Origin of the sequence: Roseibium sp., from assembly GCF_048260565.1 — a bacterium.
In the GTDB taxonomy this organism is placed as follows: Bacteria; Pseudomonadota; Alphaproteobacteria; order Rhizobiales; family Stappiaceae; genus Roseibium.
Window position 1 is genome coordinate 181,761 of record NZ_JBLXGP010000006.1, and the last position, 16,429, is coordinate 198,189.

Genomic DNA, 16,429 nt, shown 5'->3' on the forward strand with positions numbered 1-16,429 from the left:
ATCGTACTGAAATAACTGCGTTTCTTTTACGGCTACTCGTTGAATTCCCGCGGTTTCCGGAGCGTATGTGACAGGATCGGGGTCCGGCACTCCGGACGGTTAGGAAATTATATACGAATTCAGGCAAAGGGTGGCGCCATTGGGGGTATTATCTTGAGGACAATCTCATGAACGTAGGTACCATTGGTGCGCTCTCCGCACCGCCCCAAAGCGTCCGTCTTCCTGTCAGCGAAACGGCCGAAGGTCCCGGACCCGATCAGGTCAACGATTACGATGCCGATGACCGTCCCGCAGCCAAGGCGCCGACGGCATCGGGAACCGGTTCCATGGTCGACGTGACGGCATAATCGGCCTTCCGGACAAGCCTCACGGGGCTGTTTTCAAAAAACCTCAGTTTGCCGGCGGAAGCGTTGTTACGTCGCCGTCGGCAAGCTTGAACACCTGGCTGTCGGACGGCATGTCCTTGAACAGGATTTCATCGGTGCCGGTCATGAACGCCTGCAGGCCCAGGTGAGAGAGCCGTGCGAACATCGCCGCCCGCCGGTTGGGGTCGAGATGGGCCGCGATTTCATCCAGGAGCAGAACGGGCTTCATGCCCGAAACAGAAGCCGTCAGCTCCGCATGCGCCAGGATCAGTCCGACAAGCAGAGCTTTCTGTTCCCCGGTCGAGGACTGGGAGGCCGGCATGGCCTTTGCCACGTGGCGCACCTGAAGATCGCTGAGATGCGGGCCCATCAGGGTGCGCCCGGCGGCCCGGTCCCTTCCGCGGCCTTCGCGCAGGAGTTCCAGATAATGGTCCTCCCGGTCCGAAGCGCTCATGCCCACGGTCGCTGTTTCAAAGGCGCCTTCAAGGGCAAGACTTGCCGTGGGAAACGGCAAGCCGGCGTCCGCCTGAACCTTGAGGGTCTCACCGAGCAGGCTGACGGTTTCGTGCCGCGCGGCCGAGACGGCGGTCCCAAGTTCTGCGACCTGCTGTTCGAGCGCACTCAGATAGCTGTCCGATCCGCCGTGTTCCAGAAGCCGGTTGCGTTGCCTGAGGGCCTTCTCGAAATCGCTGACCCTGCGGCCGTGGCCGGGGTCGATGGACAGGGTCAGCCGGTCCAGAAACCGGCGCCGGTCGCCGGCCGGCCCGGTAAACAGGCCGTCCATCGCCGGCACGAGCCACAGGATCCGGACATAATCGAGTAACCGTTCCGACGATTTGACGTCATCCCCGTCGATCCTGACCCGCCGTCCGGGTTCTCCGGCAGTGAAACCGGTGCCGATACGGGTGTCCAGACCGTCTACCGAAAGGACGGCCGACACCGCCCAGTCGCCGGAGCCCGATACGCGGGCAATGTCCGCGAATGGCGCCCGGCGCAAGCCGCGTCCGGCGGTCAGAAACGAGATGGCTTCCAGGATGTTGGTCTTGCCCAGGCCGTTGTTGCCGACAAAGGCCACAAGCGGCTCGGAAAACGTGAGATCGAGCCGCTCATAGTTGCGAAAGTCCGTCAGGGTCAGACGGGTGAGCACCACTGACGTTTCAGTCGTCATGGGACCTCATTGGCCGCCGCGCGAAATACCGACCGGTCAGACCCGCATCGGCATCAGAACGAACAGGCAGTCGTCGACCGTATTGTCCTGGATCAGCGTCGGCGAACCGGAATCCGCGAGCTTGAACAGGGCGGTATCGCTGTTGAGCTGATTGGCGATGTCGAGCAGGTAGCGCGAGTTGAAGCCGATTTCCAGCGGTTCGGCATCATATTCGACCGCAACCTCTTCCGTCGCACTTCCGGAGTCCGGATTGTTGACCGTCAGCACCATGCGCCCGTCGTCGAGCGACAGTTTCACCGCGCGGCCGCGTTCCGACGAAATTGTCGAAACACGGTCGACGGCTTCCTTGAACTCGTCGCGATCGACGCGCATTTCCTTGTCGTTGCCCTGCGGGATCACCCGGCCGTAATCTGGGAAAGTGCCGTCGATCAGCTTGGACGTCAGCACGATGCTGCCCGTGGTCACGCGGATCTTGGTGTCCGACAACTCGATCTGGACGTCGGCTTCCGGCTCTTCCAGAAGTTTCTGGATTTCGCCGACCGTTTTCCGGGGAACGATGATGCCGGGCATGCCGGCAGATCCGCCCGGAGCAGGCACTTCCGCCTGGGCCAGCCTGTGGCCGTCGGTGGCAACCGCGCGGAACTTCTGGCCCTGGGGGGTGTCGACCGTATGCAGGTAGATCCCGTTCAGATAGTAGCGGGTTTCCTCGGTCGAGATCGCGAACTGGGTGGTGTCGATCAGCTTGCGCACATCGCCGGCCGTCAGCGTGAATCCATGGGTGAATTCGCCTGCGGTCAGGTCCGGGAAATCGGTTTCCGGCAGCATCTGCAGGGTGAATTTCGACCGGCCTGCGCGAATTTCCAGCGTCGCGTTGTCGCCGGTCGTCTCAAGGACGACCTGGGAGCCTTCGGGCAGCTTGCGAACGATGTCGTAGATCATATGCGCCGGCACCGTGGTGGCGCCGCCCATTTCGATCATGGCGGGAACGATTTCGAGGATTTCCAGGTCGAGATCCGTTGCCTTAAGCTTCAGGGAATCGCTCTCAGCCCTGAGAAGAACGTTCGACAGGATCGGGATCGTGTTACGGCGCTCGACAACCCTGTGCACGTGGGTCAGGGACTTGAGGAGATCGCTGCGCTCGAGTGTCGCTTTCATACGCAAAGTCCGTACTCGTGAGGTGCCGGCCGGAAGGCGCCGACTGAATGGAACTGATGGCCCCCATGGAGGGAGCGGGGGATCGACACTGCCCTCAAAGGCCGCGAAAAGCAAGAGGGGCGCCCTGTCGGACGCCCCTGATTCTGGAGATATTTCGACCGCTTTTATGCGTCGAGCATGCGCTTCAGAAGCTCCAGCTCCTGGGCAAGCGCATAATCGCCTTTTGCGAGTTCCTCGATCTTGCGAACCGCGTGCAAAACCGTTGTGTGGTCGCGATTGCCGAATCGGCGTCCGATCTCGGGAAGCGAGCGCGGCGTCATGACCTTTGAAAGGTACATGGCGATCTGGCGCGGCCGCACGATGGTGCGGGTCCGGCGGGCGGACAGGAGGTCCGCTTTGGTCACGTTGTAATGCTTCGAGACCACCCGCTGGATGTCCTCGATCTTGACACGGCGCGGCTCACTGGACCGGATCAGATCGCGCAGGGTGAGTTCCGCCATCTCCTGGGTGATCGGCTGGTTGGTCAGCTGGTTGTGGGCGACCAGGCGATTGAGGGCGCCTTCCAGGTCCCGGCCGGAGGACGCCACATGCTTGGCGATATAGTCCAACACGGTTTCCGGCACCTCGAAATTCGGATAGGTGCGCTTTGAGGCCGCGACGCGTGCGGTCAGGATGTTCCGGCGCAGGCTGAAGTCCGGCTCCTGGATGCCCACCACGAGACCGCCCGACAGGCGCGAGCGGACCCGGTCGTCGAGCGTATCAAGCTCGGAAGGCGCGCGGTCCGCTGCAACGATCACCTGGCGCGCGCCGTCGATGAGCGCATTAAGCGTATGACAGAATTCCTGCTGAACCTGTTTGCCGTGCAGGAACTGCATGTCGTCGATCAGAAGGAGGTCGATGCTGCGCAACGTGTCCTTGAAGGCCAGAGCCGACTGGGCTTTGAGCGCGGAAACGAAGCGATACATAAAATGTTCCGCGGTCAGATACAGCACCTTGCGGCCCGCTGCGCGCGCCTTGGCGGCAACGGCCTGCATCAGGTGCGTCTTGCCGAGGCCCACGGAGGCATGCAGGTAAAGCGGGTTGAACGTCACCGCGCCGCCGGAGGCGACCTGACGGGCCGCTGCCAGGGCGAGGCTGTTGGAATCGCCTTCGACAAAGGTCTCGAACGTGTATTTCGGATCGAGCGCGGCGCCTTGCAGGACGTCTCGAGCCGCTTCCGTTTCGCCGCGACCGAGAGCCGCCGTTGCCGCCTGGGCGGCTGCGACGGAATTGCCCTCGGCATATCCGTCCAGGCGCCGGTCACCGATCTGCGCCGGGAGGCGCTTCGGCGTTGCCAGGCCCGTAGGTGCCGGGCTGGTGCTCTGCCGGGGCCTCATGGCGCCGCGCACCGTGAGTTCGATCCGGTGAACATTCTCGCACTCGCGCTGCCACAGTCCCATGAGACGGTCATTGTAGTGGGATTGGATCCACTGCTTCAAAAACCGGGTCGGGACCGACAGGCGAACCGTGCCGTCGTTATGTTCTTCCAGATCGACACGAGCGAACCAGCTCGAAAAAACATCATCGCCCAATTCCGCGCGAAGCCGTTTTTTAACGCGATTCCAATGTTCAGAGCCACTTGCCTCCTGAACCTGCATTTCCGCCTCCTGTCTAGATGAAGAAAGATCCGCCACAGTCTTTCTTCCTTTCCGCCAATATGCCGCATTCGCGGCTGTTCTATGTCCCTGTCGGGACGGTTCACGCATAACGGGTCCGGAACTCAGACCCGACTTCTGCCGCCGTGCTGGCGGCCTTTTAACTCTGTACCCAAGGAAGTCCAGCCGCTTTCCAGCCGGATTGTGTGCCTCGGTGATTTTTCGGGTCGAGAGGACCTTCGAAACCGCCGGAAACGTTAAAACACTTACCGAAGCCTGCCTGCGTCAGCGCAATGGCCGCAGACTGGCTGCGTTGGCCCGAGCGACACAGGAAATAGAGCTCGGAATCCTGATCAAACCCCTGTTGCGCCAGAAGCGCACTCAAACCGGACGCGAAGTCGGTGACCGGTGCAGCGGGAGGAAAACTCTGCCATTCGACGAACAGCACTTCCTTCCCGATTGCGCTCAGGTCCGGCACGCCGACGAAGTTCCATTCGGCCCGTGTTCGCACATCGATGAGGACGGTATTTTCACTGCTCGAAAGCCGGTCATAGGCCTGAGCAGAATCCACGTCGCCTGCGTATTGATCTGAAAATTGCATGACAGCCCCCTGTATCAATGGCGAAGCCATTGACGTCATGTATTTCAAGTTTTTTAATTGGAGAGGTTAAAGCTCAAAGAGCCTTGCGGTCATGAAATGAAAATTTACTAATGTATTCATTTCGGTGATGGGTTTTCTTGTGCTCTGGATTCTGGTTGGTTGACTTGGTCATTTCTTATCCAAACAGATTAGTTTTTGTTCTCTTAGCCGGTTGTCTGCGCTCCCGACTTTCTAAACATATACAGGCCGTCCTTCGTCGGCAACAGCGTCGGTTTAACAATTTATAAACGCCTGGAAAGCTCCGCTACGTAACTTCCCCGGGGCCTCATTTTCCCGACGGCCCAAAAGTGTTCTGTCTCAATGATTTTTCCGAGTGTGTATTCATAAAAGAGTGTGAAATTGGGGGGGCGAAAAAAATTTAATCAGATTTCCCTTGACTCGCATGAATTGCAGCCCATGTGGGGTGCGGTAATCACATATGCATGTAACTATTTGAAATTAAACAAAAAATTGTGTCACAGCGGTGGGTTGGAAATTCTCCTGATATTGCAATTGTGTTTAGCCGTATCAGCCTTGATATAATTGCACGGCTAAAAAAACCCGGCACATTGGCCGGGTCTTTTTGAACTCGAATTTTGCGGCGTTTATCAGGCGCCGAGAGCCTTCACGCGGGCGTTCAGACGGGACACCTTGCGGGATGCCGTATTGGCGTGAAGAACGCCTTTGGTGGCTGCGCGCATGATTTCCGGCTGAGCGGCTTTCAGGGCGTCGCTTGCGGCTGCCTGGTCTCCCGAAGCGATGGCTTCTTCGACCTTGCGCAAATAAGTCCGCACGCGGCTGCGACGAGCTTTGTTCGTGGCCGTCTGGCGGGCAATCTTGCGGGCCGCCTTCTTGGCCGAGGGTGTGTTGGCCATGGGCTCAATCCTGGTCCGTGAGTGGAACGAATGTCCGGTTACAATCGGAACTTCCGGCCATTGGCGAGGAGGTCCCAGATCAAATAGCAACGGTGGCAGGGATCCCGCCACCGGTTGGGCGCTGCTTATAATCGTGCCTCAGGCCTCAGTCAATGGCCTTTGCCACGTGAAGTCCGCATTATTTGTTGCGGAACTGCGGCGTGCGCTTTTCTATGAAGGCATTCATGCCCTCGGTCTGGTCTTCCGTGGCGAAGGTTGCATGGAAAACCCGGCGCTCGAACCGAATGCCTTCCGCAAGCGTGGTTTCATAGGCCCGGTTCACGCTTTCCTTCGTCAGCATGGCGACCGGCATCGAGAAGTCCGCGATTTTTTCGGCGACCTTCAGGGCCTCCTCCAGAAGCTCGTCGGCGGGAACCACGCGGCTGACAAGCCCGCTGCGTTCGGCTTCCTCCGCGTTCATCATCCGGCCGGTCAGGCACATTTCCATGGCCTTGGACTTGCCGACAAAGCGGGTCAGACGCTGGGTACCGCCCGCGCCCGGCATGACGCCCAGGGTGATTTCAGGCTGGCCGAACTTGGCCGTGTCGGCAGCAAGGATGAAGTCGCACATCATGGCGAGTTCGCAGCCGCCGCCGAGTGCATATCCGGCAACGGCCGCGATGATCGGCTTGCGGTTTCGCGCGACCCGGTCCCAGGGCGTGATCAGATCGGTCAGATAAGCCTGGGAGAAATCGAACGGCTGCATTTCCTTGATGTCTGCGCCGGCGGCGAAGGCCTTTTCCGAGCCGGTCAGGACGACACAGCCAACGCGTTCGTCTTCCTCGAACCCGTCGAGCGCGGTGGCGACCTCCTTCATCAAGGCTGCATTCAGCGCGTTCAGCGCCTTCGGACGGTCGAGGGTAATCAGACCGACCCTGCCGCGTTTTTCGACGCGAATGTTCTCATATCCCATCAGGCGTTTCCCCTTTCAGGTTCTCCATGGGCTAGAGGGGTAAACGACCCCATTGCGGCTGGCAACACCGTTGCGGCTACGCAGTTGGACTATCGTTGGCACTTCGGGCAGTAGAAGGTCGAGCGATTGGATTGCACGATCCGGGCGATCGTGCCTGCGCAGCCTTCCTTTCGGCAGGGCTCGCCCTCCCGGTCGTAAGCCGCAAAATTATGTTGGAAATAGCCGAGCGATCCGTCCGCCTGGGTGTGATCGCGCAAGGACGAACCGCCCGCTTCGATCGCCTCCAGAAGGGTTTCCCGGATATGCCCGGCAAGCGCGGAGGTTTTCGCCGTGGCCTTGCCGGTCTTTCCCGCGATCGATCCGGCCTCGCGCGTCGGGCTCAGGCCCGTCCGCCACAACGCCTCGCACACATATATATTGCCGAGGCCCGCAATGAGTTTCTGATTGAGCAAGGCCGCCTTCAGGGGTGTTTTCCTGCCGGCAAACAGACGGGACAGGGTCTCCCCGTTCAGTTCATTGCCGAGCGGCTCGAGGCCCAGGTTCACGAACAGCGGATGGGACGACAGCTCCGGGCGCGGAACGAGCGTCATGAAACCGAACCGCCGCGGGTCATTATAGATGACACGCGCGTCTGCGCCTTTGGCCGTCTGCAGATGGAAGACGACGTGATCGTGCTTGGGATCCTTCGAGCGGGCAAGGGCAAAGGCGCCGGGCGTGTGCTCGACGGCCGCCTCGATCCGGAACGACCCGGACATGCCCAGATGCATGACCAGCACGTCGCCGTTGCTGAGGTCCGCCAGCAGATATTTGGAGCGGCGGGAGAGGGCCGTGATCGTCTGGCCCTCCAGCCGTGCCTTGAAACCGGCGGGAAACGGAAACCGGAGATCGGGCCGGTTCTGGTCGAGCCTGACGACCCGCGCGCCTTCCAGGGTGGGGGCAAGACCCCGGCGCACGGTTTCGACCTCGGGCAATTCTGGCATGGATCGGACGGGCTCCCTCAACCGGTAGGACTAGGCGTTTGCGGCATATGACACTTTCGGCAAGCGGATGATAGCCTTCGCCTGATGCTTGTACTATGTTCCGCCGCAAATCGGATTGCGCCGGACGTTCGGCACCGCGATAAGGCGTGCCGGCCGGGCCGGCAAGGCCTTTGAGAAAAGCCCAGGAGACAAAGACATGATGCAGGACGGCCAGCAACGGCAGCGGACTTCGAGCCGCTCTCCGGAAGACATGCCGACCAGCTTCGGGTTCACCACAGTCGGCGAAGGCGAAAAACAGGCGCTCGTCGACGATGTCTTTCACAAGGTGGCCGAGCGCTACGATCTCATGAACGATCTGATGTCGGGCGGCATGCACCGGGTCTGGAAGGATGCGATGGTGTCCGCGCTCGCACCGCCGAAATCGGGTGCACGGCCGTGGACGCTGCTCGATGTGGCCGGCGGCACCGGCGACATTGCCACCCGGGTCGTGCGCCGTTCGGGTGAGACCGTGAAGGCGGTGGTGTGCGACATCAATGAATCCATGCTCTCCGTCGGCCGCGACCGGGCGGAAAAGGCCGGTCTTTCGGACCTGATCCGGTTCTCGCAAGGCAATGCGGAAGAGCTGCCTTTTCCCGACAGGAGCTTCGATGCCTATACGATCGCGTTCGGCGTTCGCAACGTGCCGGATATCCCGAAGGCGCTGCGTGAAGCCTATCGGGTGCTGAAGCGCGGCGGCCGGTTCCTGTGCCTGGAATTTTCCGATGTCGACGTGCCCATGCTCGACAAGGTCTATGACGCCTTTTCCTTCAATGCGATCCCGGTCATGGGCCGGATGGTGACCGGAGACGGGGAGCCCTATCGCTATCTGGTGGAATCGATCCGCAAGTTCCCCCATCAGGACCGTTTTGCCGAAATGATCCGCGAGGCCGGTTTCGAGCAGGTGACCTGGCGCAACTACTCCGGCGGCATCGCGGCCCTTCACTCCGGCTGGAAACTCTGATCCATGGGGCTTGCGGTGATGCCGTTTCTCCGCCTCGCACGGGCGGGCTACGTGATGGCGCGCGAGGGCGTGTTCGGGCTGGCGCACCTGCCGGACCTGCCGTCCGGTCCGCGCCTGGCGATCGGCTTCGCGCGGCTGTTCGAGCGCCGCTCCGTGCGCAACAAGAGCGCGGAACTGCGGCTGTCGGATGCGCTCAACCGCCTCGGCCCTTCTTACGTGAAACTCGGCCAGTTCCTGGCCACCCGCGCCGACGTGGTCGGCAAGGAGGCCGCGCGCGAACTCTCCGCCCTGCAGGACCGTCTGCCGGCCTTCTCGCAAAAAGAAGCCGAGGCGGCAATCGTCGAACAGCTCGGCAAGCCGGTTGACGAGATCTTCCTCGACTTCGGCGAGCCGGTGGCGGCCGCCTCCATCGCTCAGGTGCATCCGGCGACGGTAATCGACAGGGACGGCACGGAGCGCAAGGTCGCGGTCAAGATTCTGCGCCCAGGCGTCGCCCGCCGGTTCCGGCGCGACCTGGACAGCTTTTATCTGGTCGCCCGTGCCGCGGAACGGTTCCATCCGCCCTCCAGACGCCTCAGGCCGGTCGCCATCGTCGACACCCTGGCCCAATCCGTCGCGCTGGAGATGGACTTTCGCCTGGAAGCGGCCGGTCTGTCGGAAATGTCGGAAAACACCGCCGAGGATCCCGGGTTCCGGGTGCCGGACGTCGACTGGATCCGCACCTCCAAGGGTGTGCTCACCATGGAGTGGATCGATGGACGCAAGATGTCGGATGTCGAAGGCTTGAGGGAAGACGGCCACGACATGGAGGCGCTGGGCGCCGCCGTCATCCAGAGCTTCCTGCGCCACACCCTGCGCGACGGTTTCTTCCATGCCGACATGCACCAGGGCAATCTCTTTGTGGAGCCGGACGGCACGCTGGTTGCGGTCGATTTCGGTATCACCGGCCGGCTCAGCGTGCGCGAGCGCCGGGTTCTGGCCGAAATCCTGTTCGGCTTCATCACCCGCAACTACCGCCGCGTGGCGGAGGTGCATTTCGAGGCGGGCTATGTGCCGGCCAATCAGGATATCGACATGTTCGCCCAAGCCATCCGGGCGATCGGCGAACCGATCCACGGCCACGACGCCAGCGAGATTTCCATGGCGCGGCTTCTGACCCAGCTGTTCGAGGTCACCGAACTGTTCGACATGCACACCCAGACCCAGCTGATCATGCTGCAGAAGACCATGGTGGTGGTTGAGGGGGTTGCGCGCACGCTGGACCCGCATCTGGACATGTGGAAGACGGCCGAGCCCGTGGTCGGCGGCTGGATCAGGGACAACCTGGGTCCCGTCGGCAAGCTTCGCGACGCGGGTGCGGCCCTCGGCGCGCTGAGCCGGGTCGCCAACGACCTGCCGATTTTCGCCGACCGGGTCGGGCGCATGTCGGAAGAACTGGAAAGCATGACCGCCAACGGCCTGCGCTTCGACAAGGCCACCGCGGAAGCCATCGGCAAGGCCGAGGCCCGCCACACCCGCTCCGGACGGGTCGCGCTCTGGGTGATCGCGATCGCCATTGTCGTTTATGTCGTTCACTCGTTCTAGGGTCCGTACGCTGGACGGTACTCCAGGTGAACCCGGTTGCAACGGGATTGCCGCCCTGGAAGGGGCGTGGTACCCCGTCCGCGTTGTCGATGAAGAAACACAGGAGGCAACCATGCGTACGCCCAAGTCTCCCGACCACCTCGTTTCCTTTTGAGGTCACGAGCAAGCGCCGGAAATCCTATCCTTCCGAAACCCACGTGAAACGTGGCACCCGAATTGTCCACGGCGATGTCGAGCTTGTCGAAAAACTCGGCCGCAAAGATCTGTGTCCCTGCGGATCCGGACGCAGATTTCAAGCGCTGTTGCCTGAAATCGGGCAGATATGACGGGTCGCTCCGCGACCACTACTTTTAGGGATCGTGACTGAAGGGAGGCGGGCGCTGGCGGCGTCCGCCCGATTTCTGCTGTCGGTCCCTTGTCGCCGGTCAACCCTTCGTCACCCGCCTCAGCGTCAGATTGATCCGTCCGCCGTTCTGCAACAGTGTCGAGGAGCCTTTCAGGATCCGGTCGATCCCGTGATAGGCAAGCCGCGCTTCGCCGCCCAGCACCACCACGTCGCCGGAAGCAAGCCGGAGCGACGTCGTCGGGCCCTTGCGGCTGGTGCCGCCGATGCGGAAGGTGGCCGTGTCGCCAAGCGAAACGGAGACCACCGGCGCATCGAAGGCCTCCTCGTCGCGATCCTGGTGCAGGCCCATCTTCGCTTCCGGAGTGTAGAAATTGATCAGGCAGGCTTCCGCCGGCGGGCTGTCCGGCGCGACGGTCTGCCACAGGTCCGTCAGCATCTCCGGCATCGCCGGCCAGGGCCTGCCCGTGACCGGGTGCGTTGACTGATAGCGGTAACCGTTGATATCGGACACCCAGCCGAGCGGTCCGCAATTGCTCATGCGCACGGAAAACGCTTTTCCGGTTCGGGGCATAACCGGCTGGAACAGCGGGGCATCTTCCAGAATCTGCCGGATCAGCGTGACAAGGGCTTCCTGCTGGACCCTGTCGAATGTACCGGGCAGCAGCCTGAAACCTTCAGGCGGAACTGGTTTTACGGTCATTGCGGAAAGTTTCCCTGTGATTTTTACCCTTATCTGTCTGCTGGTAACGTTCCTGGAAGAATTGTCGGTCATTTAGGATGGCTGACAGCGAAACGCTTCACCCAGGTGTCTTGCAGCAGCAAGTGCATCCACCTATATAGCGATCAACGCGCTCGGCGCGACGTCCGGACACAACTTCCGGATATCTTGTGAGAAGGAACCGAAGGGATGCCTGAGCGGGTCTTTTCGGTTTGCTAGAAAGAGAGGCAAGTTATGGCAAAGGTCATTGGTATCGACCTCGGCACGACCAACTCGTGCGTCGCCGTCATGGACGGCAAGAATGCAAAAGTCATCGAGAATGCGGAAGGCGCGCGTACCACGCCTTCGATGGTGGCCTTTTCCGACGACGGCGAACGTCTCGTCGGGCAGCCGGCCAAGCGCCAGGCGGTCACCAACCCCACCAACACGCTGTTCGCAGTCAAGCGCCTGATCGGCCGTCGTTATGACGACCCGACCGTCGACAAGGACAAGGCTCTGGTTCCCTTCAACATCGTCAAGGCAGACAATGGCGATGCGTGGGTCGAAGCCAGCGGCGAGAAGTATTCCCCGTCCCAGGTTTCCGCCTTCATCCTCCAGAAGATGAAGGAAACCGCCGAATCCTACCTCGGCGAAAAGGTAACCCAGGCGGTGATCACCGTTCCGGCCTACTTCAACGACGCCCAGCGTCAGGCCACCAAGGACGCCGGCAAGATCGCGGGCCTCGAAGTCCTGCGTATCATCAACGAGCCGACGGCAGCCGCGCTCGCCTACGGTCTTGACAAGAACGACGGCAAGACGATTGCCGTTTACGACCTTGGCGGCGGCACCTTCGACGTGTCGGTGCTCGAAATCGGCGACGGCGTCTTCGAGGTGAAGTCCACCAACGGCGACACCTTCCTCGGCGGTGAAGACTTCGACATGGTCCTCGTCGACTACCTGGCGGCCGAATTCAAGAAGGACCAGGGCATCGACCTGAAGCAGGACAAGCTCGCTCTGCAGCGCCTGAAGGAAGCTGCCGAAAAGGCCAAGATCGAACTGTCTTCCTCCACCCAGACGGAAGTGAACCTGCCGTTCATCACCGCGGATGCCTCCGGCCCGAAGCACCTGACCCTGAAGCTCACCCGCGCCAAGTTCGAGGCGCTGGTCGACGAACTGGTCAAGCGCACCATCGAGCCGTGCAAGGCAGCCCTGAAGGACGCCGGTCTTTCCGCCGGTCAGATCGACGAAGTGGTTCTCGTCGGCGGCATGACCCGCATGCCGAAGATCCAGGAAACCGTTCAGACCTTCTTCGGCAAGGAGCCGCACAAGGGCGTGAACCCGGACGAAGTGGTCGCCATGGGCGCCGCCATCCAGGCCGGTGTTCTGCAGGGTGACGTCAAGGACGTCCTGCTGCTCGACGTGACCCCGCTGTCGCTGGGTATCGAAACCCTCGGCGGTGTCTTCACCCGCCTGATCGACCGCAACACGACGATCCCGACCAAGAAGAGCCAGGTGTTCTCCACCGCTGAAGACAATCAGACGGCCGTGACCATCCGCGTCTTCCAGGGTGAACGTGAAATGGCTGCGGACAACAAGGTCCTCGGACAGTTCGACCTGGTCGGCCTGCCGCCGGCGCCGCGTGGCGTGCCGCAGATCGAGGTTGCCTTCGACATCGACGCCAACGGCATCGTCAACGTGTCCGCCAAGGACAAGGGCACCGGCAAGGAGCAGCAGATCCGCATCCAGGCCTCCGGTGGTCTGAGCGACGCCGACATCGAGCAGATGGTCAAGGACGCCGAAGCCCATGCGGATGAGGACAAGAAGCGCAAGGAGCTGGTGGAAGCCAAGAACCAGGGCGAATCCCTGGTCCACTCCACCGAGAAGTCGCTGAAGGACTATGGCGACAAGGTCAGCGCGGACGACAAGTCCGCCATCGAAGAGGCTCTGGCCGCTTTGAAGACCGCGCTCGAAGGCGAGGCTCTGGAGGATATCCAGGCCAAGACCCAGGCTCTGGCCGAAGTGTCCATGAAGCTCGGCGAAGCCATGTATCAGGCGTCCCAGGCTGAAGGTGCCGACGCTGCCGAAGGCGGCGAAGAAGCGGCAGCCAAGGATGAGGACGTCGTCGATGCGGACTTCGAGGAAGTCAAGGACGACGACCAGAAAGACCAGAAGTCGGCCTAAGTCGAAAACAATTGCGGTCTGCGGGAGGACTTTGCCCGCAGGCCGTTTGTTTATTCTCCTAACCTTGAAACTATTTGTAGCCCGCAGCCGAAGGATTGCTGTAGGGATGTACGAATGACAGCGAGCCGCCGTAGGCACGGCAAGACTGAGTTATCTTGATGGCCAAACGCGATTTCTATGAAGTTCTGGGTGTTTCGCGCGATGCGGACGAAAAGGCGCTGAAAAGCGCCTATCGGAAGATGGCGATGAAATATCATCCCGACCGCAATCCCGGCGATGCGGACGCGGAAGCCAGCTTCAAGGAAGTGAACGAAGCCTATGACACGCTGAAGGATGGCCAGAAGCGGGCCGCCTACGACCGGTTCGGTCATGCCGCGTTCGAAAACGGCGGATTTGGCGGCGGCGGCGCCGGGCATGGCGCCGACTTCCATTCCACCATGTCGGATATCTTCGAGGAATTCTTCGGCATGGGCGGCGGTGGCCGGCGTTCGAGCGGACGCGAGCGTGGCGCCGATCTGCGATACAATCTCGAAATCACTCTGGAAGAAGCCTTCTCCGGCAAGACGGTGGAAATCGAGGTTCCCACCAGCGTGACTTGTGAAGCCTGTTCGGGCTCCGGCGCAAAACCGGGCAGCAGTCCGACCGCCTGTCGGACCTGCGGCGGTGCCGGCCGGGTCCGCGCCGCTCAAGGCTTCTTCACGCTGGAACGCACCTGTCCCTCCTGTCAGGGGCGCGGCCAGGTGATTTCCGATCCCTGTAGCGATTGCGGCGGTGCCGGACGAACGACCCAGGAACGGACGCTTTCCGTCAATATTCCGGCCGGGATCGAGGATGGCACACGCATTCGCCTTGCCGGCGAAGGCGAGGCGGGCCTGCGCGGCGGGCCGGCCGGCGATCTCTATATTTTCCTGTCGCTGAAACCTCACGATCTGTTCCAGCGCGACGGGGCGGACTTGTACTGCCGTGTACCGATTTCCATGACGACGGCCACGCTCGGCGGGCAGTTCGACGTGCCTACCGTGGACGGCTCGACCAGTCGCGTGAAGGTTCCCGAAGGCACCCAGGCCGGCAAGCAGTTCCGTCTGCGCGGCAAGGGCATGCCGATCATGCGCTCCAGCCAGCATGGTGACATGTATATTCAGGTCACGGTCGAAACGCCGACCAACCTGACCAAGCGCCAGCGGGAACTGCTGGCGGAATTCGAACAGGAAAGCTCCGGCGAGAACCACCCGGAATCCGCCGGGTTCTTCTCAAAGGTCAAGGACTTTATTGATAATCTGGGCGCATGACACCGGTCATCGCCTTGAAATAGGCCCAATGTAATATTTTACAGTGCTGGCCATTGTGAGCCGGAGGAACTTTCGTTGTCGCAAATGTCCGATTTGGGTTCTGATACCCTGAAAACGAAGGTTCGAAAGGTTCGTGCCTTAAAGGCCAAAGCGCTCGACGAAGTCCGATTTCTGAAATCCTGGATCGAAAATCCCCTCAAGACCGGTGCGGTTTCCCCCTCCGGGCCGGCACTGGCTGCGCGGATGGCGTCTTATCTCGACGTGGTGCCAGGCGCCCGATATGTCGAGCTTGGGCCTGGAACCGGTGTTGTCACCAAGGCAATCTTCGACCGGGGCGTCAGCCACAAGAATTTGACGGCGCTCGAATACAGTTCCGAATTCTGCAAACTTCTGAATTCCCGCTATCCGGGCCTGGATGTCCTGCAGGGCGATGCCTATGCGCTGAAGGGAGAACTCGAAGCTCATTTCGGTGTAGCCCCGGACGGGTTGAAAGCCGGTCTCGACGGGATCGTCTCATCCCTGCCACTGCTGACCAGGTCCGAACCCGCCCGGCTTGCCCTCCTGGAGGAAGCCATGACGCTTCTGAAGCCGGGAGCGCCCTTCATTCAGTTTTCCTACGGCATATTCCCGCCCGTCCGGCCCTCCTGCGGCACCATCAGCTTGACCCCGTCGGAATGGATCTGGAAGAACCTTCCTCCGGCGAGGGTCTGGGTCTATCGCAGGATCCACTGACACTGGCGGCAGGGCACGCGGCTCAGGGACTGGCGCCGTAGCGCACTCGGGCTTCACCAACCGGATTTCCCTTCCATATTGTGAAGGAGCCCTGCAATTGAGGCTGCTTTCAAAGGAAATGACATGCGCCAACCCCGGATCCTGACGTTCTCCGGCTCGGCCCGCGCCGGGTCTCACAATTCGAAACTGGCCGCCCTGGTCGGCAAGCATCTGGCTCTGGCGGATGCGGAAGTGACGCGTATCTCGCTCAAGGACTATCCGATGCCGATCTATGACGCCGATCTGGAGACGCAGGAGGGCGTGCCGCAAAACGCGCGCAAACTGAAGCGCTTGATGCAGGAAAGCGATGGCGTCTTCATCGCCAGTCCGGAATACAACGCCGGCGTTACGCCGCTTTTGAAGAACAGCATCGATTGGGTCAGCCGTCTCAAGGATCCGGGCGAGAAACCCATGGCGGCTTTCAGGTCGCCGGTCTTCGCGATCGGGGCTGCATCGCCGGGGGCCTTCGGCGGCATGCGCGGGCTGATCGGAATGCGCACGATCCTGGAAGTCGGGCTGGGGGCAATGGTGCTGCCGCAGATGGTCGTCGTCGCACGGGCGGCCCAGGGGTTCGACGCCAAGGGGGAGCTCACCGACGATCGTGCGGCAGGCCAACTCGAAACCCTGGTTAAATCCCTGTTGCGCCAGACCCGGTTCCAGATGTCCCAGATGTCCTCGTAAGGTTCCCGTTAACTTGGAATCGGAAGACGGCCGGACTACATAGGTTCTGACCCTAGGTCTCGACGACAGATTTTAAGGCGGTCGGTCCGACCGGACCTTGGCCGGTCCCAG

General features: G+C 61.3%; 16 protein-coding genes. 8 read left to right on the forward strand and 8 right to left on the reverse strand.

All coding sequences use genetic code 11. The annotated features are described in order from the left end of the window. Positions 1-167 precede the first annotated feature (167 nt). A complete protein-coding gene (locus tag ACN0SO_RS15095; RefSeq protein ID WP_417679126.1) occupies positions 168-347 on the forward strand; it encodes a hypothetical protein in 180 nt (59 codons plus the stop codon). A 43-nt stretch (positions 348-390) separates the two neighbouring features. Here the strand turns inward: ACN0SO_RS15095 and recF are convergent, their stop codons facing one another. From recF to mutM, 7 genes are all read right to left on the reverse strand, one after another. Continuing rightward, positions 391-1,533: a DNA replication/repair protein RecF gene (recF, locus tag ACN0SO_RS15100; protein ID WP_417679128.1), complete on the reverse strand. Its 1,143-nt coding sequence runs from the start codon at positions 1,531-1,533 to the stop codon at positions 391-393. A 36-nt stretch (positions 1,534-1,569) separates the two neighbouring features. Further along, a complete protein-coding gene (gene dnaN / locus ACN0SO_RS15105) occupies positions 1,570-2,688 on the reverse strand; it encodes a DNA polymerase III subunit beta (protein ID WP_417679130.1) in 1,119 nt (372 codons plus the stop codon). Positions 2,689-2,852: 164 nt separating this feature from the next. Continuing rightward, positions 2,853-4,325 carry a chromosomal replication initiator protein DnaA gene (gene dnaA / locus ACN0SO_RS15110; RefSeq protein WP_417679132.1) on the reverse strand — a complete coding sequence of 491 codons (1,473 nt, stop codon included), beginning with the start codon at positions 4,323-4,325 and terminating at the stop codon, positions 2,853-2,855. A 157-nt stretch (positions 4,326-4,482) separates the two neighbouring features. After that, positions 4,483-4,923 carry a rhodanese-like domain-containing protein gene (locus ACN0SO_RS15115; RefSeq protein ID WP_417679134.1) on the reverse strand — a complete coding sequence of 147 codons (441 nt, stop codon included), beginning with the start codon at positions 4,921-4,923 and terminating at the stop codon, positions 4,483-4,485. A gap of 647 nt (positions 4,924-5,570) precedes the next feature. Continuing rightward, entirely contained in the window at positions 5,571-5,837 is a 267-nt protein-coding gene (gene rpsT / locus ACN0SO_RS15120; protein ID WP_417679136.1) for a 30S ribosomal protein S20, read from the reverse strand. A 178-nt stretch (positions 5,838-6,015) separates the two neighbouring features. Next, on the reverse strand, positions 6,016-6,789 hold the full coding sequence (locus ACN0SO_RS15125; protein WP_417679138.1) for an enoyl-CoA hydratase: 774 nt from the start codon (positions 6,787-6,789) through the stop codon (positions 6,016-6,018). Between the two features lie 89 nt (positions 6,790-6,878). After that, entirely contained in the window at positions 6,879-7,769 is an 891-nt protein-coding gene (mutM, locus tag ACN0SO_RS15130) for a bifunctional DNA-formamidopyrimidine glycosylase/DNA-(apurinic or apyrimidinic site) lyase (protein WP_417679140.1), read from the reverse strand. A gap of 199 nt (positions 7,770-7,968) precedes the next feature. Between mutM and ubiE the strand changes: the two genes are divergently transcribed. From ubiE to ACN0SO_RS15145, 3 genes are all read left to right on the forward strand, one after another. Beyond that, on the forward strand, positions 7,969-8,769 hold the full coding sequence (gene ubiE, locus ACN0SO_RS15135) for a bifunctional demethylmenaquinone methyltransferase/2-methoxy-6-polyprenyl-1,4-benzoquinol methylase UbiE (RefSeq protein WP_417679367.1): 801 nt from the start codon (positions 7,969-7,971) through the stop codon (positions 8,767-8,769). Positions 8,770-8,772: 3 nt separating this feature from the next. Next, a complete protein-coding gene (gene ubiB, locus ACN0SO_RS15140) occupies positions 8,773-10,353 on the forward strand; it encodes a 2-polyprenylphenol 6-hydroxylase (RefSeq protein WP_417679142.1) in 1,581 nt (526 codons plus the stop codon). An 89-nt stretch (positions 10,354-10,442) separates the two neighbouring features. Beyond that, positions 10,443-10,679 (forward strand): SEC-C metal-binding domain-containing protein, encoded by a 237-nt coding sequence (locus ACN0SO_RS15145; RefSeq protein ID WP_417679369.1) that lies wholly within the window; start codon positions 10,443-10,445, stop codon positions 10,677-10,679. Between the two features lie 99 nt (positions 10,680-10,778). Here ACN0SO_RS15145 and ACN0SO_RS15150 read toward each other — a convergent pair whose 3' ends face one another. Then, on the reverse strand, positions 10,779-11,399 hold the full coding sequence (locus ACN0SO_RS15150; protein WP_417679144.1) for an alpha-ketoglutarate-dependent dioxygenase AlkB family protein: 621 nt from the start codon (positions 11,397-11,399) through the stop codon (positions 10,779-10,781). Positions 11,400-11,651: 252 nt separating this feature from the next. Here ACN0SO_RS15150 and dnaK point away from each other — a divergent pair, with 252 nt between their 5' ends. The 4 genes from dnaK to ACN0SO_RS15170 all read left to right on the forward strand — a co-directional run bounded on the left by dnaK (position 11,652) and on the right by ACN0SO_RS15170 (position 16,318). Next, on the forward strand, positions 11,652-13,577 hold the full coding sequence (gene dnaK, locus ACN0SO_RS15155; protein WP_417679146.1) for a molecular chaperone DnaK: 1,926 nt from the start codon (positions 11,652-11,654) through the stop codon (positions 13,575-13,577). Between the two features lie 158 nt (positions 13,578-13,735). Next, a complete protein-coding gene (dnaJ, locus tag ACN0SO_RS15160) occupies positions 13,736-14,866 on the forward strand; it encodes a molecular chaperone DnaJ (protein ID WP_417679148.1) in 1,131 nt (376 codons plus the stop codon). 84 nt (positions 14,867-14,950) lie between these two features. Further along, positions 14,951-15,598, forward strand: coding sequence for a class I SAM-dependent methyltransferase (locus ACN0SO_RS15165; RefSeq protein WP_417679150.1), 648 nt, complete (start codon positions 14,951-14,953; stop codon positions 15,596-15,598). A 123-nt stretch (positions 15,599-15,721) separates the two neighbouring features. Continuing rightward, positions 15,722-16,318, forward strand: coding sequence for an NADPH-dependent FMN reductase (locus tag ACN0SO_RS15170; protein WP_417679152.1), 597 nt, complete (start codon positions 15,722-15,724; stop codon positions 16,316-16,318). The last annotated feature ends 111 nt before the right edge of the window (positions 16,319-16,429 follow it).